Here is a 21,446-nt window from a genome sequence, read left to right as displayed (position 1 = left end):
CAGCAGGCGTCCATGACCCCAAGGAGTTGCCATGACCCCATCCACCAGCCCCAATCTCGACAAGCTGCGCAACATCGTCCAGAAGTTCGGCGCAAGCTCCTTCACCACGGACCAGGTGGCCAGCGAATACGACGACGCCCCGGCCACGGCGGAAAGCACCGAGCAATTCGACGCCCTGCTGCAGCGCCACGCGGCCGTGCTGGGCATCCATGCCGTGCCTGGAAGCGGCGGCCAGGGCCACGGCGCCACCGTCTGGCAGCCGGCCTGAGCGCGCCGGCGGCGCAAAGCACGGCGCCGCTACACTCGCTGCGGCCGGCACGGTGCCGGCGCGCAGTTTCCTTTTGATGTCCTCACTCTCTCCCCATACCTGTCTGCAGCTGTCCGTGGCAGCCAGTGCCTTGCTGGTGCTCGCCTCCATCGGCTGGGTCTGGCACGGCACGCGCGCCCTGCCCGCGGATTCGCGCGATGGCCGCAGCGCCCGGTGCATGGCGGCCCTGTTCGCCCTGGGCGCCCTGGCCTGGCTGGCCTACGGCCTGTACACGGGCTATGCCGTGCTGTGGAAGGCAGACGCGCTGATGCTGTTCGCCCAGCAAGGCGCGCTGCTGCGCCTGCCGTTTCTGATCGGCGGACTGGCCTGGGTGGCCGCGCTGCTGGTCACGCGCGTGCTGCGCATGCTGGGCCGGGCCGGATCGGCATGAGGCGGAGCAGACCCCCACGGTGCTGAGCGCTCAGGGCGCCGCCACCTCCTTGGGCAGCACATAGGCGCGCACGCTGTCCCCGGCCTTGGTGCCGGTCGAACCATGCCCACCCGCCACCACCACCAGGTACTGGCGCTGGTCCGTGCCCAGGTAGGTCATTGGCGTGGCCTGGCCGCCTGCGGGCAGGCGGTCCTGCCAGAGCTGGCGACCGCTGTCCACGTCATAGGCGCGCACATAGTTGTCCAATGCCCCCGAGTAGAAGGCCACGCCGCCAGCGGTCATCACCGGGCCGCCAATGCCGGGCACGCCCATGCGAAAGCCCAGCGGCAGCGGGCTCAGGTCACGCGGCGTGCCGTTGCGGCGCTGCCAGACGATCTGGCCCGTGCGCAGGTCGGCACCCGCCACAAAGCCCCAGGGCGGCGCCTGGCAGGGAATGCCCAGCGGCGAGACAAAGGGCTTGAGCCGCACCGCAAACGGTGCGCCGAAGTTTTCGTTGAGCGCGGGCAGGCCGTCCTTGGGCGGGCCGCCGTCCTGCACCAGCAGCGAGGTATCGTCCGCACGCGGCACCAGGGTGGAGACGAAGGCCAGCCGCGTGGGCGTGGCAAACACCACCTGCCGGCGCGGGTCCACGGCCACGCCGCCCCAGTTGAAGACGCCGAAATTGCCCGGATAGATCAGCGAGCCCTGCTCCGAGGGCGGCGTGAAGCGCCCCTCGTAGCGCAGGCGGCGAAAGGCCAGCCGGCACCACAGTTGCTCGAAGGGGCTGGCGCCCCACATGTCGCGCTCGGTCAGGGCCGGGGGGTTGAAGCTCAGCTGCGAATGCGGCTGCGTGGGCGCCGTGCGGTCGCCGCGTGCCGCGCCCTGCGGCGCGGCCACCTCGGTGACGGGCAGCAGCGGCTGGCCCGTGCGCCGGTCCAGCACGAACAGCTCGCCCTGCTTGGTGGGCTGCACCAGGGCGGGCACGCTGTGGCCGCCGATCTCCAGGTCGATCAGGCTGGGCTGCGAGGGCACGTCGTAGTCCCAGAGATCGTGGTGCACTGTCTGGAACACCCAGCGCACGGCGCCCGTGGCAATGTCCAGCGCCACCACCGAGGACGAATACTGCTCGGCCTCGGCGCTGCGCCGCCCGCCCCATTGGTCGGGCGGCGCATTGCCCATGGGCACGAAAACCAGGCCCAGCGTCTCGTCCACGCTGGAGATGGACCAGCTGTTGGGCGAGCTGGGCACATAGGTCTGCCCGGGGGGCAGTGGCGTGCTGTTGCCTGGCCGCCCCGGGTCCCAGGCCCACAGCAGCGCGCCCGAGCGGATGTCGAACGCACGGATCACGCCCGAAGGCTCGCGCGTGGAATGGTTGTCCAGCACCGTGCCACCCACGATGATGCGGTCTCGCGCCACCACCACCGGCGAGGTCGAGTAGTACGAGCCCGGCTTGCGCTCGGGCATGCCCTGCCAGAGGTCGATCTGGCCCTGGCCGCCCGCCACATTGCTGCAGGTCTGGCCATCTGCGGGATTGAGCGCGACCACCTTGCCGTCGGCCGTGGCCATGAACAGCTTGGCGGTGCAGCGGCCGTCATCGCCAGGGGCTGCAGAAGCCGAAGCCGTGGATGCGGCGGTGGGTGAAGGCATGGCCTGCGCGCCGGACTTCCTTGCAGCCAGCGCCACCGCCGAATGCGTCTGCCCTGCCGCCGCATCGAACTGCGCGGCCGCCTGCGCGGACTGGTAGGACAGGCCCCGGCAGGTCAGATGCTGCAGCGCCAGCCCCTTGGGCATGGGCAGGTCGCGCCGCCACAGCTGCTTGCCCGTGGTGGCATCGAGCGCAATCACCGATTGATGGGGCGTGCACAGGAACAGGCGCTCGCCGATCTTCAGCGGCGTGACCTCGAACGTGGTTTCTTCGGGATCGCCGGGTTTGCCGCGCACATCGCCCGTGCGGAACTCCCAGGCCAATTGCAGCAGCCGCACGTTGTGCGGGCCGATCTGGCGCAGCGGCGAATAGCGCTGGCCCGCTCCGGTGCGGCCATAGGCATGCCATTCGCCCTCGGGCACGGCATCGGTGGCATCGCCCTGCAGCACCGGCGGGCTGCGCAGGCCACCGGCATCGGAGGCCACCATGGACATGTTCTGCACGGCCGTGACCTGGCCGTCGGCCGGCAGGTCCGACGCGGCGGCGGCCGCACCCGCAAACTGGCCCTGGGTTTCATGGGCATCGCGCTGGCGCCCGAATGACAGGCCCGCAAGAATGGCCGTGCCCAGCACCACCAGCGCCAGCGCCGCATGGGCCGGTGCCAGGCCCCGGTTCTGGCCCATGTCGGGCTCATGGCGCAGCGCACGCACCGACCAGGGCAGCACCAGCAGCAGGCCCATCAACCAGGGCACACCCAGGCGCCCCGCCAGCGGCCACCAGTCCAGCCCTATCTCCCAGACCGCCCACAGCGCGGTGCCCAGCAGCCACAGCGCAAACAGCCACAGCGCCGCCGCCGAACGGCGCGCCACGCCCAGGCCCACGGCCAACAGCAGCACACCTGCCACCACGTAGTAGCCGCTGCCCCCGGCCCACAGCAGCTGGGCGCCTCCCCAGGCCAGCCAGGCACCGGCGGCCCACAGCCACAGCACCGTCAACCATCGCCATGCCGTCATGCATGCTCCCTTCTCGCGGCGGCCCGGCACCAGTGGCTGCAGCGCACACCAGCAGCCAGGCCCTGAGGGCCCGGGAAAATCCGTGGCCGGGAATGTAGTGACAGCCTAGACCGCCGCAATGGCAGCGCTTGCAGGACGAATCCGATTCACGCGCACCGGGCGTGCGGCAGGCCGTTCGCGCCAGACGGGAAAGACAGGGGGCAAGGGCCGCTCAGCGGCCCGTGGGAGCCGCAGCGGCGGCGGCCGCGCTCCACAGCGCACGCAGCGGCACGAGCTCGGCATCGAAGCGCTGGTTGATGCGGCTTTTTTCCTGCTCCTGCTGCTGGATGAAGCGCTGCTGCTCTTCCTGGCTGCTGCGGTTTTCATCGAGCTGGCGGCGCAGGGAAGCGGGGGCCTTGGACGGGTCCTTGCGGTAGAACTCCATCTCGCCATCGATCTTGACGCGCTGGGCCTGCAGCTCCTGTATGCGCTGGCGCGCCAGGTTGGCGACCTGGTCGGTCTGCGACAGGGCCTCGGCGCGTTCGGCGTCGTGCGTGGCCTGGTTGGGATAGCGCGCAATCAGCGCGCGCTCGCGCGAGCGCTCCTCGCGCACACGGCGCTGTTCGGCCTGCTCGCGGCGGCGCTGGGCATCGAGTTCGGCGCGCTCGTTGTCGGTCAGCGTGGGACCGACGCGGCGCAGCTCCACGCCGGAGCTGCCCAGCACACGCTGGTCGCGGTCCACGCATTCGGCAATCGGGCGGTCTGCCGTCAGGCGCCGGCCCTTGGCATCGGTGCATGCATAGATGCCGGCCGGCACGCCGGCATCCAGGGCGCAGGCAGGGCCAACCGTGGCACCAGCCAGGGCGCACCACAGGAACCGTGCATGCAACGCCTTGTTCATCAAACCCTTATTCCTTGTCGTTGACTCCGTAACGCTGGCGGTAGGCCAGCACGCGCTCATGGTGGCCGCTGCCTTCGCTGCCGCCCTGAATCTCAAGATAAAGCAATAAGTCTGCCAACTTTGCAATGGTGCAGACCTGCATACCCAGCTGATTGCGCACGTACTGCACGGCGCTGTGGGGCACGTCCTGGCCATTCTCGGTGGCCATTTCCTGGCGGTCCAGCGCGATCGCCACGGCATGCGGCGTGGCGCCTGCGGCGCGGATGATGGCGATGGACTCGCGCGCGGCCGTGCCGGCGCTCATCACGTCGTCCACGATCAGCACGCGGCCCTTGAGGGGCGCGCCCACCAGGGTGCCGCCCTCGCCGTGGTCCTTGGCTTCCTTGCGGTTGTACGCAAAGGGCTTGTTCAGGCCCATGCGGGCCAGCTCCACGGCCACGGTGGCGGCCAGCGGAATGCCCTTGTAGGCGGGGCCGAAGATCATGTCGAACTCGATGCCGCTGGCTGCGATGGCTTTTGCATAGAATTCGGCGAGACGGCCCATCTTGCCGCCGTCATCGAACAGGCCGGCATTGAAGAAGTACGGGCTCATGCGCCCGGCCTTGGTCTTGAACTCGCCGAAACGCAGCACCCCTGCGTCAACGGCGAATTGCACAAATTCCTGCGCCAGACGGCCTGTGTCATCGGCCTGCAGATTACTCACCACCATGGATTCATCCTTGTTCAAATTGACCAGCCTCAACCTCAACGGCATCCGCTCGGCCTCGACCAAGGGCGTCGAAGCCTGGATCGAGGCCACTGCGCCGGATTGTATTTGCGTGCAGGAAATCAAGGCCCAGGCCGCCGACATGACCGGACGCTTCGAGCTGCTGGCCGGCCTGCGCGGCCACTTCCACTACGCCGAGAAAAAGGGCTACTCGGGCGTGGGCGTCTACAGCCGCCACGAGCCCAGCGATGTCGTGGTCGGCTTCGGCTCGCACGAGTTCGACGCCGAGGGCCGCTATGTGGAGGCGCGCTTCGACACGCCCGCGCGCAAGCTGTCCATCATCAGCGCCTACTTTCCCAGCGGCAGCTCGGGCGAACTGCGCCAGACGGCCAAGTTCCGCTTCCTGGCCGAAATGCACGAGCACCTGATGCGCATGAAGGGCGAGCGCGAGTTCATCCTGTGCGGCGACATCAACATCGCCCACCAGCAGATCGACCTCAAGAACTGGCGCAGCAACCAGAAAAACAGCGGTTTCACGCCCGAAGAGCGCGAGTGGATGACAAAGTTGTTACACAAAACTGATCCCACGGGCGGTCTTGTGGACGTTTATCGCCTGCTCCAGCCCGACACCACGGACGCCTGCTACACATGGTGGAGCAACCGAGGCCAGGCCTATGCCAACAACGTGGGATGGCGCCTGGACTACCACCTGGCCACCCCGGCCATCGCCGCACTGGCACGCACCGAGCACATCTACAAGGATGTGAAGTTCTCGGACCATGCGCCGGTGACCATCGGCTATGACATGAAGGTGTGAGCGCAAGGAGCGGCTCGCGCCGCCCCTTGTCCCTTGTGCCCCAGGCAGCACCTCACTCCAGCGCCTTGCCCATGTCCTCCACCACCTTCTTGGCATCGCCGAAGACCATCATGGTCTTGTCCATGTAGAAAAGCTCGTTGTCCAGGCCCGCATAGCCGGCCGCCATGGAGCGCTTGTTGACGATCACCGTCTTGGCCTTGTAGGCCTCCAGGATGGGCATGCCGTAGATGGGGCTGCCCTTGACGTGTGCGGCGGGGTTCACCACGTCGTTGGCGCCCAGGATGATGGCCACGTCGGCCTGGCCGAACTCGCTGTTGATGTCCTCCATCTCGAAGACCTGGTCGTAGGGGACCTCGGCCTCGGCCAGCAGCACGTTCATGTGGCCGGGCATGCGGCCCGCCACCGGGTGGATGGCGTACTTCACCGTCACGCCGCGCTCGGTGAGCTTGTCGGCCAGCTCCTTGACCGCATGCTGGGCACGCGCCACGGCCAGGCCGTAGCCGGGCACGATGACCACGGTCTCGGCATTGCCCAGGACGAAGGCCGCATCGTCGGCGCTGCCGCTTTTCACGTTGCGCTGCTGCTGGGAGCCTGCCGCCGCGCTGGTGGCCTCGCCGCCGAAGCCGCCCAGGATCACGCTGAAGAACGAGCGGTTCATGGCCTTGCACATGATGTAGCTCAGGATGGCGCCCGAGCTGCCCACCAGCGAACCCGCAATGATCAGCATGCTGTTGTTCAGCGAGAAGCCGATGCCCGCCGCCGCCCAGCCCGAGTAGCTGTTGAGCATGGACACGACCACCGGCATGTCCGCGCCGCCAATCGGAATGATCAGCAGCACGCCCAGCAGCAGGCCCAGGGCGATGACCAGCACGATGTCCATCCAGCTTTGGCTGTGCCAGAAGCCGAAGACGAAGAAGGCTGCTGCCAGCCCCAGCACGGCGTTGAGCGCATGCTGGCCCTTGAACTGCACGGGCGCGCCCTGGAACAGGCGGAACTTGTACTTGCCGCTGAGCTTGCCGAAGGCGATCACCGAGCCCGTGAAGGTCACGGCGCCGATGAAGGCGCCCAGCGCCAGCTCCACGCGGTTGCCGCCCGGAATGGCGCCGCCCTTGGCCGTGATGGCAAAGGCCCACGGCTCGGCCACGGCGGCCACGGCGATGAACACCGCCGCCAGGCCGATCATGCTGTGCATGAAGGCCACCAGCTCGGGCATCTTGGTCATCTCCACGCGCTGGGCCATGACGGCACCGGCCGTGCCGCCGACCAGCAGGCCCAGCAGCACCCAGCCCAGGCCCAGAGCGTTGCCGCCGGCCAGCTGCACGATGAGCGCCGCCGTGGTCAGCACGGCGATCACCATGCCGGCCATGCCGAACAGGTTGCCGCGTATGGAGGTGGTGGGATGCGACAGCCCCTTGAGCGCCTGGATGAAGCAGACGCTGGCCACCAGGTAGAGCAACGTGACGAGGTTCATGCTCATGACTGGCCCTCCGCCTTGGCATCCTTGCCGTCCTTGGCCGGAGCGCTCTTGCGCTCTTTCTTGCGGAACATCTCCAGCATGCGCCGCGTGACCAGGAAGCCGCCGAACACGTTGACCGCGGCCAGCGCCACGGCCAGCACGCCCATGGTCTTGCCCAGGCCCGTTTCCGTGAGCGCCGCCGCCAGCATGGCGCCGACGATGACGATGGCCGAGATGGCATTGGTCACCGCCATCAGCGGCGTGTGCAGCGCGGGCGTGACGGTCCAGACCACGTGGTAGCCCACGTAGATGGCCAGCACGAAGATGATGAGATGGATGATGGTGGGGGATACGGCTTCCATGTCATTTCCTCCGCAGCTGGCCTTCATGGGCCATCAGGCACGCGGCCACGATGTCGTCCTCCATGTCCACATGCAGGGCGCCATCCTTGTTGATGATGAGCTTGAGAAAATCGAGCACATTGCGTGCATACAGGGCCGAGGCATCGGCCGCCACCATGGCGGGCAGGTTGGTCAGTCCCACGATGGTCACGCCATGCGTGACCACGGTCATGCCGGCCTGGGTCAGCGGGCAGTTGCCGCCGCGCTCTGCCGCCAGGTCCACGATGACGGCGCCGGGCTTCATGGCCTGCACCATCTCGGCCGTGACCAGCACGGGAGCGGGCCGGCCCGGGATCAGCGCCGTGGTGATGACCACGTCGGCCTGGGCCACGCGCTTGGCCACCTCGGCCTTCTGGCGGTCCAGCCAGCTTTGCGGCATGGGGCGCGCGTAGCCGCCCACGCCTTCGGCGGCCTCCTTTTCCTCGGCGGTCTCGTAGGGCACGTCGATGAACTTGCCGCCCAGGGATTCGACCTGTTCGCGCACGCTGGGCCGCACATCGCTGGCCTCGATCACGGCGCCCAGGCGCTTGGCCGTGGCAATGGCCTGCAGGCCGGCCACGCCCACGCCCAGCACCACGACGCGCGCGGCCTTCACCGTGCCGGCCGCCGTCATCAGCATGGGAAAGAAGCGCTGGTACTGGTTGGCCGCAATCATCACGGCCTTGTAGCCGGCGATATTGGCCTGGCTGGACAGCACGTCCATGCTCTGCGCACGCGTGGTGCGCGGAGCCGCCTCCAGCGCATAGGCCGTCACTCCCGCGTCGGCCAGGCGCTGCAGGCCTGCGGGCTGGAACGGGTCCAGCATGCCGACCAGCGTTGCGCCCTTGCGGATGCCGGGCAACTCGTCCTCCGAAGGGATACGGACCTTGAGCACCAGGTCGGCGCCCAGGGCGCCTGCCACATCGACGATCTCCGCGCCCGCTGCCTCGTACAAGGCATCGGGCACGCTGGCCGCCACTCCCGCCCCCGCCTGCACGCGCAGCACATGGCCTTGCGCACGCAGCTTCTTGACGGTCTCGGGGGTCGCAGCCACCCGGGTTTCTCCTGCCATGGTCTCGGCAGGCACGCCAATCAACATACCGGTTCTCCCTCGCGTGATGCCGGTACCCGCCCTGCATTGCGCAGGTGGCGGCCCGGCCCATCCTCGAAAAAATCCTTGCGTGCCTGCATCGGGGGCAGGCTGGCTTGGCGGCACGGCTAGCTTGTAACACGGCGGCGTTGCCGCAGCCACGGGGTCTGCCCGCGAGGCTGTCTCCTGTCCGTCACAGGACCTGGATTGCCACGAGATGACAGCCACATTAAATGATCGCCATCCACGGCCCGGCGGACCGCTGCCGTGTCCCAATGCGCCTTTGAACGACTGCAGCGGCGCATCCGCGCAGTGCGAAGGAATACACCATGGGACTCTTGCAAAGACTGTTCGGAAATCATTCGCGCGGCGGCCACCACGGCGGCGGCGCATACCGTGCCGCAGCCGTGGCGGCGGTCTGCCCCGGCTGCCGTGCATCCATTGCCACCAGCTCGCGCTTTTGCCCGCAGTGTGGCGGCGCGGTGCTGCCGCAGGCCTGCAGGAGATGCAACGCCAGCCATCCGGCCGGCGCGCGGTTCTGCGGGCAATGCGGCCAGCCGACCACCTGACGGCGCAAGCGGGGCGGCCCTGCGCTGCCATCAGGGGAAGGAGCGGGAATAATGGGCGCTTTCGCCAGAAGCACCCACGCCGCCCATGCTCCAGTACCACACCATCCCCGTCACCGCCTTCCAGCAGAACTGCTCGCTGGTCTGGTGCGACCAGACCATGGAAGCCGCCGTCATCGACCCGGGCGGCGACCTGGAGCAGATCGGCTGGGAGATAGAGCGCCTGGGCCTGGCGCTCAAGGCCATCTGGCTCACGCACGCCCACATAGACCACGCAGGCGGCACGCGCGAGCTGGCCGATGCACAGCAGCTGCCCATCATCGGCCCCCATCCCGGAGACCAGTTCTGGATCGATGCGCTGCCCCAGCAGGGCGCCATGTTCGGCTTCCCGCATTCGGACCCCTTCACGCCCACGCGCTGGCTGCACGATGGCGACACGGTGAGCATCGGCCAGGAAACGCTGCAGGTGCGCCACTGCCCCGGCCATACGCCCGGCCACGTGGTGTTCCATGCGCCGCAGATCGACCGCGCCTTCGTGGGAGACGTGCTGTTCGCGGGCAGCATCGGCCGCACCGACTTTCCCCAGGGCAACCACCAGCAGCTGATCGACAGCATCGTCCAGCGCCTGTGGCCCATGGGCGACCAGACCGTGTTCATCCCGGGCCACGGCCCCGAAAGCAGCTTCGGCCGCGAGCGCAAGAGCAACCCCTACGTGGGCGGGACCTGAGCCGTACGGGAGTCCCCTACAGGACTCCGCGCGCCTGCGCCCATCGGGCATCATGCCCGGCACAGCCGGCGGCGCCCCCGGACCGCCTCCCATTCCAACTAACGGAGACAGCTTCATGAGCACGCAAGAGCACCTGCAGTTCTATATCGACGGCCAATGGGTTCCCCCGGCCGTGCCGCGCACGCTGGATGTGATCAATCCGTCCACCGAGGAGGTGGCGGCCCGCATCAGCATGGGCTCGGCCGCCGATGTCGATGCAGCCGTTGCCGCCGCACGCCGCGCGTTCGACGGCTTCTCGCAGACCACGCGCGACGAGCGGCTGGCCCTGCTGGACAAGGTGCTGGCGGTCTACATGCGCCGCATCGACGAGGTGGCGCAGACCATCTCGCTGGAGATGGGCGCGCCGCTGTGGCTGTCGCGCGCGGCCCAGGCCACGGTGGGCGCAGGGCACCTGAAGCAGACCCTGCAGGTGCTCAGGGACTTCGAGTTCGAGAGCGTGCGCGGCACCACCGGCATCGTGCATGAGCCCGTGGGCGTGGTGGGCATGATCACGCCCTGGAATTGGCCCATCAACCAGATCATGTGCAAGGTGGCACCGGCCCTGGCGGCGGGCTGCACCATGGTGCTCAAGCCCTCGGAGATCGCGCCGCTGAACGCCATCCTGGTGGCCGAGATCCTGCACGAAGCGGGCGTGCCGGCCGGCGTGTTCAACCTGGTCAACGGCGACGGCCCCTCGGTAGGCGAGGCCATGTCCGTGCACCCCGGCATCGACATGATGACCTTCACGGGCTCCACGCGCGCGGGCATTGCCGTGGCCAAGGCATCGGCCGATACCGTCAAGCGCGTGACGCAGGAGCTGGGCGGCAAGTCGGCCAACATCGTGCTGGACGACGCCGACATCGAAAAGGCCGTTGCCCAGGGCGTGAACGCCTGCTTCACCAACTCCGGCCAGAGCTGCAACGCGCCCACGCGCATGTTCGTGCCGCGCGCCATGCATGCGCGCGCCGTGGCGGCCGCCAAGGCCGCTGCCGAGGGCGTGAAGGTAGGCGATGCATTGGCCGACACGGGCGCCATGCACATGGGCCCCGTGGTCAGCGAGGCGCAGTTCCGCAAGATCCAGGGCCTGATCGAGGCCGGCATCGCCGAAGGCGCCACCCTGGTGGCCGGTGGCACGGGCCGCCCCGAGGGCCTTGCGCGCGGCTACTTCGTGCGGCCCACGGTGTTCGCCGACGTGCGCAACGACATGACCATTGCGCGCGAGGAAATCTTCGGCCCCGTGCTGGTCATCCTGCCCTACGACACGGAGGAGGAGGCCATCGCCCAGGCCAACGACACGCCCTACGGCCTGTCGGGCTATGTGCAGTCAGGCAGCCTGGAGCGCGCACGCCGCGTGGCATCGCGCCTGCGCACCGGCATGGTCCACCTCAACGGCGCGGGGCCGGACTTCGGCGCGCCGTTCGGTGGCTACAAGCAGTCGGGCACGGGCCGGGAATGGGGCGAGCATGGCTTCAAGGAGTACCTTGAAGTGAAAGCCGTGATGGGCTATCAACCAAAGCAAAAAGCCGCCGCCTGAAGGCGGCTGCCTACCCGCGCCGTGCGGCCTCGTAGAGGCCTTCCACGCGCGGGATGTTGCGCTCCAGTTCGCGGATGCGCTCGGGGCCTGCGGGGTGGGTGGACAGGAATTCCAGGCCGCCGCGGTCGCCCGTGGCCTGGCCCATCTTGCGCCACAGCGAGACCGAGGCCTGGGGGTTGTAGCCGGCGCGCGCGGCCAGTTCCAGGCCCACGAGGTCGGCCTCACTCTCGTCGCCCCGGCTGAATTTCAGCGACAGCAGCTGGCCACCCAGGCGGGCCGCCGCATTGCCCAGGTCGCCCAGGCCCAGCAATTGGGCGCCCAGCGAGATGCCGATGCTGGTGGCCTGGTTCTTGGCCAGCTGCTCGCGCGAGTGTTCGCGCAGCGCATGGGCCATTTCGTGGCCCATGATCATGGCGATCTCGTCGTCGGTCAGCTGCAGCTGGTCGATGATGCCCGTGTAGAAGGCGATCTTGCCGCCCGGCATGCAAAAGGCGTTGATCTCCTTGCTGCCGATCAGGTTCACCTCCCAGCGCCAGGCATTGGCACGCGGGTTCCATTGGGCGGTGTAGGGAATCAGCCGCCGGGCGATTGCGCGCAGCCGCTGCAGCTGCGGGTTGCTGTCGCCAGCCAGCGCGCCCTGGGCGCGGGCCTTGGCCAGCAGTTGCTGGTACTGGTCGGTGGCGGCGCCTTCCAGCGTCTCGGCCGGCACCAGCTTGCGCAGGCCCGAGGCACCGCCTACCTGCACCTGTGCCGCCACCGGCGCCGTGGCCAGCCCCATGGCCGCCGCGCTGCCGGCCAGCAGAAAACCGCGACGCGCGCGCCAGGGCGCGCAGGCACAGCCCCAGGCGGACGGGGCACAGGGTTCGGAGGAGAGATGGGATGGCTGCTGCATGCCGCCAAGTATAGCGGCCATGCATGCCTGAAACATGCGGAGAACAGCGCATCGTGAAGAGCGGCGCCGGCCTACAAAGAGTTACGCCATCTGCGCGGCCATCACGGCCCGCTGCGAGCGCATCTCGGCGCCAATCACCAGCATCAGCCCCGCCAGCACGGCCAGCAGCCCCAGCCACGATTGCAGCGGCTGCCGCTCGCCCACGACCCACACCGCCAGCACGAAGGCCGCCACGGGCTCGATCAGGCTCAGCGTCACGCCCGTGGGGCCCGAGATGCTGCGCAGCCCGATGGAAAACAGCATGTGCGCCAGGCCCGACACCACCACGCCCAGGTAGACCACCACCAGCACGGCCGCCAGGCTCCACTGCGGCAGGCCGCTTTGCACCAGCGCAATCGGCACCGCCATGCAGGCCGCCCCGGTGAAGACATAGAAATTCACCACGCGCGGCGACATGTGGGTGACCAGGCGCTTGTTGATCAGCGCATAGCCCGCGTACGACAGCCCCGCCAGCAGGCACAGGGCCAGGCCGCTCCAGGACAGCGTGGCGCCGCCCCTTGCCATCACCATGGCCGCACCTCCCGCCACGCTCACCAGCGTGCCGGCCCACCACAGGGCAGACAGGGGCGCGCGCAGCACCAGCGCCTGCATCAGCCCGGCCCAGATGGGGCCGCTGCCAATGGCCACGGCCGTGCCCACGGCCACGCCCGTGAGCGTCACGCCCTCGTAGAAGAAGACGCTGTAGCCGCCGATTCCCATGGATGCCAGCACGAACCAGACCGGGCGCAGTCCCAGGTGCACAGGGTTGGGCAGCAGCGGCTGGACGGGCGCCACGCCCTGCCCGGCCCGCCCGCGCAGCCTCCAATGGGAAACCGCCAGCAGCGCCCCCAGAAACAGGCTGGAGACGGCCAGCTGCGCGGCGCCCACCCAGAAGGGCGAGAGCCCGCCCGCGCCCAGGCTTTGCGCCGTGCCCGTCGTGCCCCAGAGCACGGCAGCCACGGAGACGAAGGCGATGCCGACGGCGGAGGAAGAGGCGGAAGAGTTGCGAGCCATGGCGCCATGTTGCGCCTGGCGCGGCCGGGCATTTGTCGAGAAACGCTCGTAGTCCGGAGGAATGTGAACGGGCTAGCCGCGCAGCTGCCGCGCCGTCACGCCCCGGTCGCGCCGCAGCGCATAGGCCAGCGCACTGGCCGAGGCATAGCCGCAGCGCAGCGCCGTGGCCTCCAGAGGCAGGCCCCGCGCCAGCCCGCGCTCGGCCGCATCCAGGCGCAGGCCGCGCAGCCAGGCCTGGGGCGGCTGGCCCGCCAGCTCCACGAAGCGCGCGTGAAAGCGCTGGGCGCTCATGTGGCACAGGGCGGCCAGCCGGGCCGTGGGCCAGTCCTCGTGCAGCGCGGCCTGCACCTGCGCGGCCAGCCCTTGCAGGTCCAGCCCCCGGCGCGCCAGCAGGCCGGGCGCCTGCAGCACCTGGGCCAGTTGCTCTGTGGCCGGGCCTTCCGACTCCCGGCCGCGCAGGGCCGGTGGCACGGAAAAGCGCCGCATCCGGTCCAGCCCCGGGCCGCTGGGCGCATCGATGACGAACACGCGCGAGCGCGGCGCCGCCAGGTAGCCGTGGTCCACGCCGGCGGGGATGAGCATGCCGCTGACGGCGTCCACAAAGGCGCTGCGCCCGCCCACCTCCAGCTCCATGCGGCCCTGCAGGGCATAGAGGATCTGCGCATGGCCGTGGGCGTGGGCCTGGTGCTCGCCGCTGTAGCTGCGCACCGAGCTGTGCGGCGCGAAGGCGGTATCGGTGGCATCGGCCGCGCCGTCTTGCGCGGCGGCATCGCTGTGGAGGGAAGAGAGGGTGTAGGCCATGGCGGCATCCTGTGCCCGCGATGGTAGCGCGCGCCAGTCCGCGCCACCATGGGCCCGATAATGGCCGCAGCCTGCCGCAGCCCAACATGACCGAGCCGTCCACCACCACCTCCTCCGCCCCTTCCACCCCCACTGAAGCGCCCCGCCGCAGCTGGGCCCAGACCCTGCGCGTCTATGCCGAGCCGGCCAGCCTGCGCATGCTGGCCCTGGGTTTTTCGGCAGGCCTGCCGCTGCTGCTGGTGCTGGGCACGCTGTCGTTCTGGCTGCGCGAGGCCGGCGTGGACCGCACCACCATCGGTTACCTGAGCTGGGTGGGCCTGGCCTATGCCTTCAAGTGGGTCTGGTCGCCGCTGGTGGACCGCATGCCGCTGCCGCTGCTCACGCGCTGGCTGGGGCGGCGGCGCGGCTGGCTGCTGTTCGCGCAGATGCTCATCGTCGCCGGGCTGTGCGGCATGGCGTTCAATGATCCGCGCGTCTCGCTCACGCCGCTGGTGTGGTGCGCGCTGGCCGTGGCCTTCGGCTCGGCCACGCAGGACATTGCGCTGGACGCCTACCGCATCGAATCGGCCGACACCGATCGCCAGGCCGCGCTGGCCGCCACCTACCAGACCGGCTACCGGCTGGCCATGATCTGGGCCGGCGCCGGCGTGCTGTGGCTGGCCGCCCGCGCCGAGGTGGCGGGCACGGCGGGCTACCAGAGCGGCGCCTGGCAGGTGGCCTACCTGGCCATGGCTGCCTCCATGGCCGTGGGCATGCTGACCGTGCTGCTCTCGCCGGAACCGGTGCCACGCCCGCTGGCGCCTGCCCGCAACGCGGCCGAGTGGCTGCGTGGCGCGCTGGTCGAGCCCTTCGCCGACTTCCTGGGCCGCTACCGCTGGCAGGCGCTGCTGGTGCTGGGCCTGATCGCCATCTACCGCATCAGCGACGTGGTCATGGGCATCATGGCCAACCCCTTCTACGTGGACATGGGCTTCACCAAGGACGAGGTGGCCGCCGTGACCAAGGTATACGGCGTGATCATGACGCTGGCGGGCGCCTTCCTGGGCGGGGCGCTGGCCATGCGCTGGGGCGTGATGCGCGTGCTGATGCTGGGCGCCGCGCTGTCGGCCGCCACCAACCTGCTGTTCGCCTGGCTGGCCACGCGCGGCCATGACGTGAATGCGCTGGTCTGGGTGGTGAGCGCGGACAACCTGGCCGGCGGCATCGCCTCGGCGGCCTTCATCGCCTACCTGTCGGGGCTGACCAATGTGCAGTACTCGGCCACGCAGTACGCGCTGTTCAGCTCCATGATGCTGCTGGCGCCCAAGTGGCTGGCCGGCTTCTCGGGCGCCTTTGTCGATGCGCATGGCTACGTGAGCTTCTTCCAGGCCACGGCCCTGCTGGGCCTGCCCGTGCTGGTGCTGATCGCGCTGGCCTCGCGCGTGCACGCGGTGCGGCCCGCGCAACGCGGCAGTTGAGCGGCTGGCCGCAGGCTGCGCTGTTTTACCGAACTTTACGCAAGCGACAAGCGCGGCTGACGGGGCGCTGCGAGCATCGTCGCAATACGACGCCAGGCCCCAGCATGAATACACTGCCCTCCATGAGTACGCACCATCTTCTGATGATCGAAGACGACACCCGCCTCGCGCAGATGGTGGGTGACTACCTGGGCAACAACGGCCTGCAGGTCACGCACATGGGCGATGCCCGCAGCGGCCTGGAGCAGCTGCAGCCCGCCGACGGTGTGCCGGGCGCCGACCTGCCCGACCTCGTCATCCTCGACCTCATGCTGCCCGACATGGACGGCCTGGAGGTCTGCCGGCGCATCCGCGCCCTGCCCGGCCCCGCAGCCCAGGTGCCGGTACTGATGCTCACGGCCAAGGGCGATCCCATGGACCGCATCATCGGCCTGGAGATCGGCGCCGACGACTACCTGCCCAAGCCCTTCGAGCCGCGCGAGCTGCTGGCGCGCATCCGCGCCATCCTGCGCCGGCGCGGCGGCGGCGAGGGCACAGCCAACGCCCAGGTGACCACGGCGCTGCGCTTCGGCAGCCTGGAGATCGACCGCGACGCGCGCAGCGTCACCGTGGCGGGCCAGCCCTGCGAGCTGACCTCCTACCAGTTCGACCTGCTGGTCACGCTGGCCGAGCGCGCGGGCCGCGTGCTCACGCGCGACCAGATCATGGAGGCCGTGCGAGGCCGCGAGCTGGAGGCCTTCGACCGCTCCATCGACGTGCACATGGGCCGCATCCGCGCCGCAATCGAGGCCGACCCCAAGGCGCCCAAGCGCATCCTGACCGTGCGCGGCGTGGGCTACGTCTTCGCCAAGCAACAAGACTGACCGCTGCATGAAGCTGCTGTCCCTCTTCTCCCAGCGCCTGTACCTGCGCATCTGGTTGGCCGTGGTCGGCGGCGTGGCCGTGCTCACGCTGACGGTGGCATGGGCCTGGCAGATCGCGGCCGAGCAGAACGCGCAGAACGTGCAAAGCGCCAGCTCGCCGCCCTCGCGCGACGTGGCCATGCGCGACGGCCAGGGCAACGTGATCGCCCAGGGCCGTGCACGGCGCCTGCCCGGCTCGCCCGAGGAGGGGCTGCGCTTCGAGATCGAGGGCACGGACGGCCAGACCTACATGCTGCACATGGCGCCGCGCCCGCCGCGCGGCGACCGCCCGCCGCACGACGGCGCAGCCGCCTTCTGGCTGCGCCCGCCCTTCGGCTTTCTGTGGCTGTTGGGCCTGGTGGGCGTGGCCGTGGCCGTGGGCGTGTTCCCCATCATCCGCCGCCTGCTCAAGCGGCTGGAGAACCTGCAGCGCGGCGTCAAGCGCTTTGGCGAGGGCGACCTGTCGGTGCGCGTGCCCGAGCACGGCAGCGACGAGGTGGCCGACCTGGCCCACCAGTTCAACGCCGCCGCCGCGCGCATCGAGACCCTGGTGACCTCGCACAAATCGCTGCTGGCCAATGCCTCGCACGAGCTGCGCTCGCCGCTGACGCGCATCCGCATGGGCCTGGAATTCATGGGCGACGACCCCGCCAGCGCCCGCGCGCGCGCCGAGATCCAGCGCAACATCAGCGAGCTGGACCAGCTGGTGGACGAGATCCTGCTGGCCAGCCGGCTGGAGACCTATGAGGGCGACGTGGGCACGATCGAGCCCGTGGACCTGATCGGCCTGGCCGCCGAGGAATGCGCGCGCGTGGATGCCGACCTGGACCTGCAGTCCACGGACGCGCTGGAAGTGCCCGGCATCTCCAAGCTGCTGCGCCGCGCCGTGCGCAACCTGCTGGAGAACGCGCGCCGCTACAGCCAGGGCGCCATCACGCTGGAGCTGGCGCGCCAGGACGCCATGGCCGAGATCCGCGTCTGCGACCATGGCCCCGGCGTGGCGCCGGCCCACCGCGAGCGCATCTTCGAGAAGTTCTTTCGCCTGCCCGGCGCCAGCGAGCGCTCGGGCGGCGTGGGCCTGGGCCTGGCCCTGGTGCGCTCCATCGCCCAGCGCCACGGCGGCAGCGTGCACTGCGAAGGCCGCGCCGACGGCCAGCCGGGCGCCTGCTTCGTGCTGCGGCTGCCGCTGGCCTGAGCTGCCGCCTGCGGCTCAGCCGCGCCGGTGCTGCCACTCCACACGTTCCACCAGATCCCTGAGCAGGTCGAAATGCCAGCGGGTGCGCTTGAGCAGGCGGCCGTAGCGCGAGCGGGGGAAGCGGTAGGCGCCATCGGCCAGTTCGATGGCGCAGGACGCCAGGTGCCACTGCTGCTCGAACGCCTGGTGGCTGTCAGGTGGGTCGGCGCGCATGCGGCGTATGTGCGCCAGCGCCAGCTCCACCGCGCATTCCACGTCGAACTGGCGGGCCTTGCGGTCGGGCTTTTTGCCACAGACCTCGGCCAGGGTGACCAGCCGCCCCTCGATGACGACCAGACAGACATGCATGGCCTGCCACGCGCTGGGCCAGTCGGAAGGCCTTGCGGCTTGCGATCGCTTCGGCAACGGCTGCGCCTGCACTGCCGCGCCGGCAGTGTTTTTGCGGGATGTCATGGGGTCAGCCCTCCTGATAGAGAGGAGGGCTGGAAGGGGCAAGCGCAGCGCTGGGGCTGGCAAGGATGGGGAGGGACATGGTCTGTTTTCCTACGAGATCACAGAAAACCACCGGTTGAGTTTCTACGCACAACAGGTGGGCGTGGTGGTTAGAAACACGTCCGTAGCCGTGCGGGCGTCCTTGCGGATAGCCCCCACCACGCCCGAAACCATGCGGACAGGCGCAAGCAAATGCGCCAATCCGACGAGATAAGGCATGACAAAGCCCCGCTTTAAGGTGGGGGCTGCAACCTCACGGAAGGTGTTTCTACGCACCGGGCCTTTCGGCTTGCGGCCAGTTTAACGGGGCCAGGGCGGGCCGGCCAGCCGCACCCTCAATCCCGGCCCAGGTGCTCGCACAGGAAGTCGATGAACACGCGGGTCTTGCGCGGCAGGTGGCTGCTGTCGGGAAAGACCACGCTGATGGGCTGGGGCGGCAGGGCGTGGTCCGGCAGCACGCGCTGCAGCACGCCGCCGGCCAGGTCGTCCTCCACAAACCACGCAGGCAGCACCGCCACACCCAGCGAGGACCGGGCCAGGGCGCGGATGGCGGTGGAGGAGTTGGATTGGTGGGCCGCCCGGCCCACCACGTCCACGCCCTGGCCGCCGGCAGTGCGCAGCGTCCAGGCCGTGGGATGGGCGAGGTTGCTGTTGGCAATCCAGGGCAGGTCCGCCAGGTCTTCGGGCTGGCGCACGGGATGGCTGCGCAGGAAGGCGGCCGAGGCCACCAGCACGATGTCGTAGCCGGCCAGCCTGCGGCTTTTGAAGCTGGAGTCCGCCAGGTGGCCCAGGCGCACGACCAGGTCCAGCTTTTCGGCCACCAGGTCGCTCAGTGAAGAGTTGACGTCATAGGCCACCGAGATGCCCGGGTAGCGCTCCAGGAAGGCCGGGATCAGCGGAAGAATGTACTTCTCCCCGTATTCGCTGGTGGTGCTGATGCGCAGCCGGCCCGCGATGCGGTTGCCGCTGTGCATGGCGTTGTCGAAGGCGCTGCCCACGTCGCGAACGATGCCCTTGAACTCGTCGTAGAACTCCCGCCCGGTTTCCGTCAGGGCGATGCTGCGGGTGTTGCGCACCAGCAGGGCCACCGACAGCGCCTCTTCCAGCGATTTCACGTGCAGGCTGGCCATGGCCTTGCTGATACCCAGGAAGTCCGCCGCCCTGGTGTACGAGCCGAAATCCACCACGGCCAGAAACGTCTGCGCGCGGTGGAGCAGCGTGTGCATGGCCGTGCTTGTGGGGGTCATTGTTCAATCCAGTCAAACAAAGAGTCCAGCATAGCCCCATCGACGTGGCCGCCCGCGCTCTTTAGTCTTGCCCCTCCTGAAAGCGCAAGATGACATACCGATACCGCCTGGCCACCGTTTTCCTGATGGGCTTCTTCGTCGACTGCATCAACATCTTCATGCCCGCCGTCGCGCTGCCCACGATTGCGGCCGAGTTCCATGTGGGCATCTCGGCCGGGGCCTGGGTGGCCAATGCCTACATGCTGGGACTGACGCTGGCCATTCCCCTCGCCCCCTGGCTGGCCGACCGCTGGGGCGCGCGCGGGCTGATGGCGGGCTCCATGCTGGCCTTCGCCCTGGCCGCCTGGGCCTGCGGCGAGGCGGGCAGCTTCGGCCAGCTGGTGGGCTGGCGCTTCATCCAGGGCATGGCGGGCGGCCTGGTGATTCCCGTGGGCCAGGCCCTGGCCTTCAATCGGTTCCAGGGACCGGAGCGCGCGCGTGTCTCCACGCTGGTCATGGCCGTGGCGCTGATCGCACCGGCCCTCTCGCCCTGGCTGGGCGGGCTGATCGTGGACCACGGCTCCTGGCGCTGGGTGTTCCATTCCAATATTGCGCTGGCCCTGGCCGCAGCAGGCCTGGCCTGGCTGTGGGTGCGCGATGCACCGGCCACGGCCCGGCAGCGGCCCGACCTCAAAGGCCTGGTGCTGGTCAGCGCCGCGCTGGCCGCCTGGCTGCTGGGCATGTCGCTCTATGGCGCAGGCCAAGGTTCGGGCCAGGGCCTGGCGCTGGCCTGGCTGGGCATGGCGGCGGGCCTGGCCTTCACGGTGCTGTATGCCCTCCATGCCCGCAAGACGGCCCACCCCATTGTGGAACTGCAACTGCTCAAAAGCCCGCGCCTGCGCATGTCGGTGGCCGTCTACCACGCCATTCCCGGCGTGTTCACGGGCGTGAACCTGCTCAACATCTTCTACCTGCAGGACATGCTGCACCTGAGCGCGCAGGCCACAGGCCGATTCATGATGGTCTACGCAGGCGGCGCCCTGGTGTCCATGCTGGTGGGCGGCCGGCTGTACAACCGCGCGGGCGCACGGCCCCTGTTCATCGCCAGCATGGTGCTGCACAGCCTGGGCATTGCGGCGCTGGCCGCCGTGGCGGCCCCTGCCGACCCCTGGCTGCTGGCGGCCGCCTACGGCCTGATGGGCCTGGGCGGCGGCCTGGGGGCCAATACCGCGCAGACGACGGCGCTGCTGGACTTCGACGGCCGGCAGACGCAGCAGGCCAGCGTGATCTGGAACCTCAACCGGCAGATGGCCTTCAGCGTGGGCGCCGCGTTTTTCCTGATGGTTTTCAACATGCTCGCCACCCGCCTGGACGCAGGCCGGGCCTATCACATCACGTTTCTGATCGCATCGCTGGCAGGGCTTGTACCCCTGCTGCAACTGCGATCGCTGCACACCCTCAAGGACCACCATGCAAGACAACAAGCCCATCGACCGTGACATTGACATCGGCATCGCCGAACGCAGCATCCACCAGGTGCACGAGCTGATCCACACCGTCTTCACCCAACCAGCGGGCGCACAGGCCGCGCTGCAGGCGCTGATGCCGCAGTTCAGCCCGGAGTTCAGCATGGTGACCACCACGGGCAGACTCGTCGGCCTGGACGATGTGGAGCAGATGTTCCGGCGCGCGGCCGGCCAGCGGCCAGGGCTGGAGATATGCGTCTGCGACATGCAGCCCGTATGGCGGGACACGGCCGGCCTGGCCATGCGCTACCTGGAAACCCATCGCCTGGACGGCGTGGAGACCTCGCGCCGATCAGTCGTGATCCTCAAACGTGCGGGCCAAGGGGTGCTGTGGCACTACCTGCATGAGACGGCCCTGGGCTGATGGCCCAG

At 69.2% G+C, this 21,446-nt stretch carries 22 protein-coding genes; 11 read left to right on the top strand and 11 right to left on the bottom strand.

Going from position 1 to position 21,446, the window contains the following annotated elements:
- Window positions 1–31 precede the first annotated feature (31 nt).
- Together DACI_RS01720 and DACI_RS01715 are read left to right on the top strand one after the other, a co-directional pair.
- Window positions 32–268 carry a hypothetical protein gene (locus tag DACI_RS01720; RefSeq protein WP_013800215.1) on the top strand — a complete coding sequence of 79 codons (237 nt, stop codon included), beginning with the start codon at window positions 32–34 and terminating at the stop codon, window positions 266–268.
- Between the two features lie 76 nt (window positions 269–344).
- A complete protein-coding gene (locus DACI_RS01715) occupies window positions 345–698 on the top strand; it encodes a hypothetical protein (protein WP_043780328.1) in 354 nt (117 codons plus the stop codon).
- A 30-nt stretch (window positions 699–728) separates the two neighbouring features.
- Here the strand turns inward: DACI_RS01715 and DACI_RS01710 are convergent, their stop codons facing one another.
- The 3 genes from DACI_RS01710 to pyrE all read right to left on the bottom strand — a co-directional run bounded on the left by DACI_RS01710 (window position 729) and on the right by pyrE (window position 4,924).
- A complete protein-coding gene (locus DACI_RS01710) occupies window positions 729–3,335 on the bottom strand; it encodes a membrane-bound PQQ-dependent dehydrogenase, glucose/quinate/shikimate family (protein ID WP_012202281.1) in 2,607 nt (868 codons plus the stop codon).
- Window positions 3,336–3,546: 211 nt separating this feature from the next.
- Window positions 3,547–4,215 carry a hypothetical protein gene (locus DACI_RS01705; RefSeq protein ID WP_012202280.1) on the bottom strand — a complete coding sequence of 223 codons (669 nt, stop codon included), beginning with the start codon at window positions 4,213–4,215 and terminating at the stop codon, window positions 3,547–3,549.
- Window positions 4,216–4,222: 7 nt separating this feature from the next.
- Window positions 4,223–4,924, bottom strand: coding sequence for an orotate phosphoribosyltransferase (gene pyrE / locus DACI_RS01700; RefSeq protein ID WP_013800211.1), 702 nt, complete (start codon window positions 4,922–4,924; stop codon window positions 4,223–4,225).
- A gap of 10 nt (window positions 4,925–4,934) precedes the next feature.
- Here pyrE and DACI_RS01695 point away from each other — a divergent pair, with 10 nt between their 5' ends.
- Window positions 4,935–5,738 (top strand): exodeoxyribonuclease III, encoded by an 804-nt coding sequence (locus DACI_RS01695; protein WP_012202278.1) that lies wholly within the window; start codon window positions 4,935–4,937, stop codon window positions 5,736–5,738.
- 52 nt (window positions 5,739–5,790) lie between these two features.
- On the opposite strand, the gene DACI_RS01690 is transcribed toward DACI_RS01695, so the two are convergent.
- The 3 genes from DACI_RS01690 to DACI_RS01680 are packed head-to-tail and all read right to left on the bottom strand — an operon-like array spanning window position 5,791 to window position 8,673.
- Window positions 5,791–7,215, bottom strand: a complete 1,425-nt coding sequence (locus DACI_RS01690; RefSeq protein ID WP_012202277.1) for an NAD(P)(+) transhydrogenase (Re/Si-specific) subunit beta — start codon at window positions 7,213–7,215, stop codon at window positions 5,791–5,793.
- On the bottom strand, window positions 7,212–7,556 hold the full coding sequence (locus DACI_RS01685) for an NAD(P) transhydrogenase subunit alpha (protein ID WP_012202276.1): 345 nt from the start codon (window positions 7,554–7,556) through the stop codon (window positions 7,212–7,214). Before DACI_RS01685 ends, DACI_RS01690 begins: the two co-directional genes overlap by 4 nt.
- Window position 7,557: 1 nt before the next feature.
- Window positions 7,558–8,673: a Re/Si-specific NAD(P)(+) transhydrogenase subunit alpha gene (locus DACI_RS01680; protein ID WP_012202275.1), complete on the bottom strand. Its 1,116-nt coding sequence runs from the start codon at window positions 8,671–8,673 to the stop codon at window positions 7,558–7,560.
- A gap of 320 nt (window positions 8,674–8,993) precedes the next feature.
- Between DACI_RS01680 and DACI_RS30860 the strand changes: the two genes are divergently transcribed.
- The 3 genes from DACI_RS30860 to DACI_RS01670 all read left to right on the top strand — a co-directional run bounded on the left by DACI_RS30860 (window position 8,994) and on the right by DACI_RS01670 (window position 11,530).
- Complete coding sequence (locus DACI_RS30860; RefSeq protein ID WP_080518230.1) at window positions 8,994–9,233, top strand: zinc ribbon domain-containing protein; 240 nt, start codon at window positions 8,994–8,996, stop codon at window positions 9,231–9,233.
- Between the two features lie 85 nt (window positions 9,234–9,318).
- Window positions 9,319–9,957 (top strand): MBL fold metallo-hydrolase, encoded by a 639-nt coding sequence (locus DACI_RS01675; protein WP_012202273.1) that lies wholly within the window; start codon window positions 9,319–9,321, stop codon window positions 9,955–9,957.
- A gap of 115 nt (window positions 9,958–10,072) precedes the next feature.
- Entirely contained in the window at window positions 10,073–11,530 is a 1,458-nt protein-coding gene (locus DACI_RS01670) for an aldehyde dehydrogenase family protein (RefSeq protein ID WP_012202272.1), read from the top strand.
- Window positions 11,531–11,540: 10 nt separating this feature from the next.
- Here the strand turns inward: DACI_RS01670 and DACI_RS01665 are convergent, their stop codons facing one another.
- The 3 genes from DACI_RS01665 to DACI_RS01655 form a co-directional block, all read right to left on the bottom strand.
- Complete coding sequence (locus tag DACI_RS01665; RefSeq protein ID WP_043783126.1) at window positions 11,541–12,443, bottom strand: M48 family metallopeptidase; 903 nt, start codon at window positions 12,441–12,443, stop codon at window positions 11,541–11,543.
- Window positions 12,444–12,503: 60 nt separating this feature from the next.
- Complete coding sequence (locus DACI_RS01660) at window positions 12,504–13,475, bottom strand: DMT family transporter (RefSeq protein ID WP_012202270.1); 972 nt, start codon at window positions 13,473–13,475, stop codon at window positions 12,504–12,506.
- 72 nt (window positions 13,476–13,547) lie between these two features.
- A complete protein-coding gene (locus DACI_RS01655; protein ID WP_012202269.1) occupies window positions 13,548–14,276 on the bottom strand; it encodes a helix-turn-helix domain-containing protein in 729 nt (242 codons plus the stop codon).
- 86 nt (window positions 14,277–14,362) lie between these two features.
- On the opposite strand from DACI_RS01655, the gene DACI_RS01650 reads away from it, so the two are divergent.
- The 3 genes from DACI_RS01650 (at window position 14,363) to DACI_RS01640 (ending at window position 17,830) form a co-directional block, all read left to right on the top strand.
- Window positions 14,363–15,733 carry an AmpG family muropeptide MFS transporter gene (locus tag DACI_RS01650; RefSeq protein ID WP_404825842.1) on the top strand — a complete coding sequence of 457 codons (1,371 nt, stop codon included), beginning with the start codon at window positions 14,363–14,365 and terminating at the stop codon, window positions 15,731–15,733.
- 104 nt (window positions 15,734–15,837) lie between these two features.
- On the top strand, window positions 15,838–16,596 hold the full coding sequence (locus DACI_RS01645) for a response regulator transcription factor (RefSeq protein WP_012202267.1): 759 nt from the start codon (window positions 15,838–15,840) through the stop codon (window positions 16,594–16,596).
- Window positions 16,597–16,603: 7 nt separating this feature from the next.
- A complete protein-coding gene (locus tag DACI_RS01640) occupies window positions 16,604–17,830 on the top strand; it encodes an ATP-binding protein (RefSeq protein WP_012202266.1) in 1,227 nt (408 codons plus the stop codon).
- A 15-nt stretch (window positions 17,831–17,845) separates the two neighbouring features.
- Here the strand turns inward: DACI_RS01640 and DACI_RS01635 are convergent, their stop codons facing one another.
- Both DACI_RS01635 and DACI_RS01630 read right to left on the bottom strand, forming a co-directional pair.
- Window positions 17,846–18,283, bottom strand: coding sequence for a hypothetical protein (locus tag DACI_RS01635; RefSeq protein WP_012202265.1), 438 nt, complete (start codon window positions 18,281–18,283; stop codon window positions 17,846–17,848).
- Between the two features lie 374 nt (window positions 18,284–18,657).
- Window positions 18,658–19,569, bottom strand: coding sequence for a LysR family transcriptional regulator (locus tag DACI_RS01630; RefSeq protein ID WP_012202264.1), 912 nt, complete (start codon window positions 19,567–19,569; stop codon window positions 18,658–18,660).
- Window positions 19,570–19,658: 89 nt separating this feature from the next.
- Here DACI_RS01630 and DACI_RS01625 point away from each other — a divergent pair, with 89 nt between their 5' ends.
- Window positions 19,659–21,047 carry an MFS transporter gene (locus DACI_RS01625; RefSeq protein ID WP_012202263.1) on the top strand — a complete coding sequence of 463 codons (1,389 nt, stop codon included), beginning with the start codon at window positions 19,659–19,661 and terminating at the stop codon, window positions 21,045–21,047.
- Window positions 21,019–21,438 carry a hypothetical protein gene (locus DACI_RS01620; RefSeq protein WP_012202262.1) on the top strand — a complete coding sequence of 140 codons (420 nt, stop codon included), beginning with the start codon at window positions 21,019–21,021 and terminating at the stop codon, window positions 21,436–21,438. The genes DACI_RS01625 and DACI_RS01620 overlap by 29 nt, the downstream gene beginning before the upstream one ends.
- Window positions 21,439–21,446 lie beyond the last annotated feature (8 nt).

Origin of the sequence: Delftia acidovorans SPH-1 (genome assembly GCF_000018665.1) — a bacterium.
GTDB lineage: Bacteria > Pseudomonadota > Gammaproteobacteria > Burkholderiales > Burkholderiaceae_C > Comamonas > Comamonas acidovorans.
The sequence above is the reverse complement of the archived record's forward strand: the minus strand, read 5'-3'. Positions and strand labels throughout refer to the sequence as shown.

Excerpts from the sequence above, each read along its gene's own strand:
- DACI_RS01720 (WP_013800215.1), top strand. The coding sequence starts at position 32 with ATGACCCCATCCACCAGCCCCAATCTCGACAAGCTGCGCAACATCGTC.
- DACI_RS01715 (WP_043780328.1), top strand. The coding sequence starts at position 345 with ATGTCCTCACTCTCTCCCCATACCTGTCTGCAGCTGTCCGTGGCAGCC.
- DACI_RS01710 (WP_012202281.1), bottom strand. The coding sequence starts at position 3,335 with ATGACGGCATGGCGATGGTTGACGGTGCTGTGGCTGTGGGCCGCCGGT.
- DACI_RS01705 (WP_012202280.1), bottom strand. The coding sequence starts at position 4,215 with ATGAACAAGGCGTTGCATGCACGGTTCCTGTGGTGCGCCCTGGCTGGT.
- pyrE (WP_013800211.1), bottom strand. The coding sequence starts at position 4,924 with ATGGTGGTGAGTAATCTGCAGGCCGATGACACAGGCCGTCTGGCGCAG.
- DACI_RS01690 (WP_012202277.1), bottom strand. The coding sequence starts at position 7,215 with ATGAGCATGAACCTCGTCACGTTGCTCTACCTGGTGGCCAGCGTCTGC.
- DACI_RS01685 (WP_012202276.1), bottom strand. The coding sequence starts at position 7,556 with ATGGAAGCCGTATCCCCCACCATCATCCATCTCATCATCTTCGTGCTG.
- DACI_RS01680 (WP_012202275.1), bottom strand. The coding sequence starts at position 8,673 with ATGTTGATTGGCGTGCCTGCCGAGACCATGGCAGGAGAAACCCGGGTG.
- DACI_RS30860 (WP_080518230.1), top strand. The coding sequence starts at position 8,994 with ATGGGACTCTTGCAAAGACTGTTCGGAAATCATTCGCGCGGCGGCCAC.
- DACI_RS01675 (WP_012202273.1), top strand. The coding sequence starts at position 9,319 with ATGCTCCAGTACCACACCATCCCCGTCACCGCCTTCCAGCAGAACTGC.
- DACI_RS01670 (WP_012202272.1), top strand. The coding sequence starts at position 10,073 with ATGAGCACGCAAGAGCACCTGCAGTTCTATATCGACGGCCAATGGGTT.
- DACI_RS01665 (WP_043783126.1), bottom strand. The coding sequence starts at position 12,443 with ATGGCCGCTATACTTGGCGGCATGCAGCAGCCATCCCATCTCTCCTCC.
- DACI_RS01660 (WP_012202270.1), bottom strand. The coding sequence starts at position 13,475 with ATGGCTCGCAACTCTTCCGCCTCTTCCTCCGCCGTCGGCATCGCCTTC.
- DACI_RS01655 (WP_012202269.1), bottom strand. The coding sequence starts at position 14,276 with ATGGCCTACACCCTCTCTTCCCTCCACAGCGATGCCGCCGCGCAAGAC.
- DACI_RS01650 (WP_404825842.1), top strand. The coding sequence starts at position 14,363 with ATGACCGAGCCGTCCACCACCACCTCCTCCGCCCCTTCCACCCCCACT.
- DACI_RS01645 (WP_012202267.1), top strand. The coding sequence starts at position 15,838 with ATGAATACACTGCCCTCCATGAGTACGCACCATCTTCTGATGATCGAA.
- DACI_RS01640 (WP_012202266.1), top strand. The coding sequence starts at position 16,604 with ATGAAGCTGCTGTCCCTCTTCTCCCAGCGCCTGTACCTGCGCATCTGG.
- DACI_RS01635 (WP_012202265.1), bottom strand. The coding sequence starts at position 18,283 with ATGACATCCCGCAAAAACACTGCCGGCGCGGCAGTGCAGGCGCAGCCG.
- DACI_RS01630 (WP_012202264.1), bottom strand. The coding sequence starts at position 19,569 with ATGACCCCCACAAGCACGGCCATGCACACGCTGCTCCACCGCGCGCAG.
- DACI_RS01625 (WP_012202263.1), top strand. The coding sequence starts at position 19,659 with ATGACATACCGATACCGCCTGGCCACCGTTTTCCTGATGGGCTTCTTC.
- DACI_RS01620 (WP_012202262.1), top strand. The coding sequence starts at position 21,019 with ATGCAAGACAACAAGCCCATCGACCGTGACATTGACATCGGCATCGCC.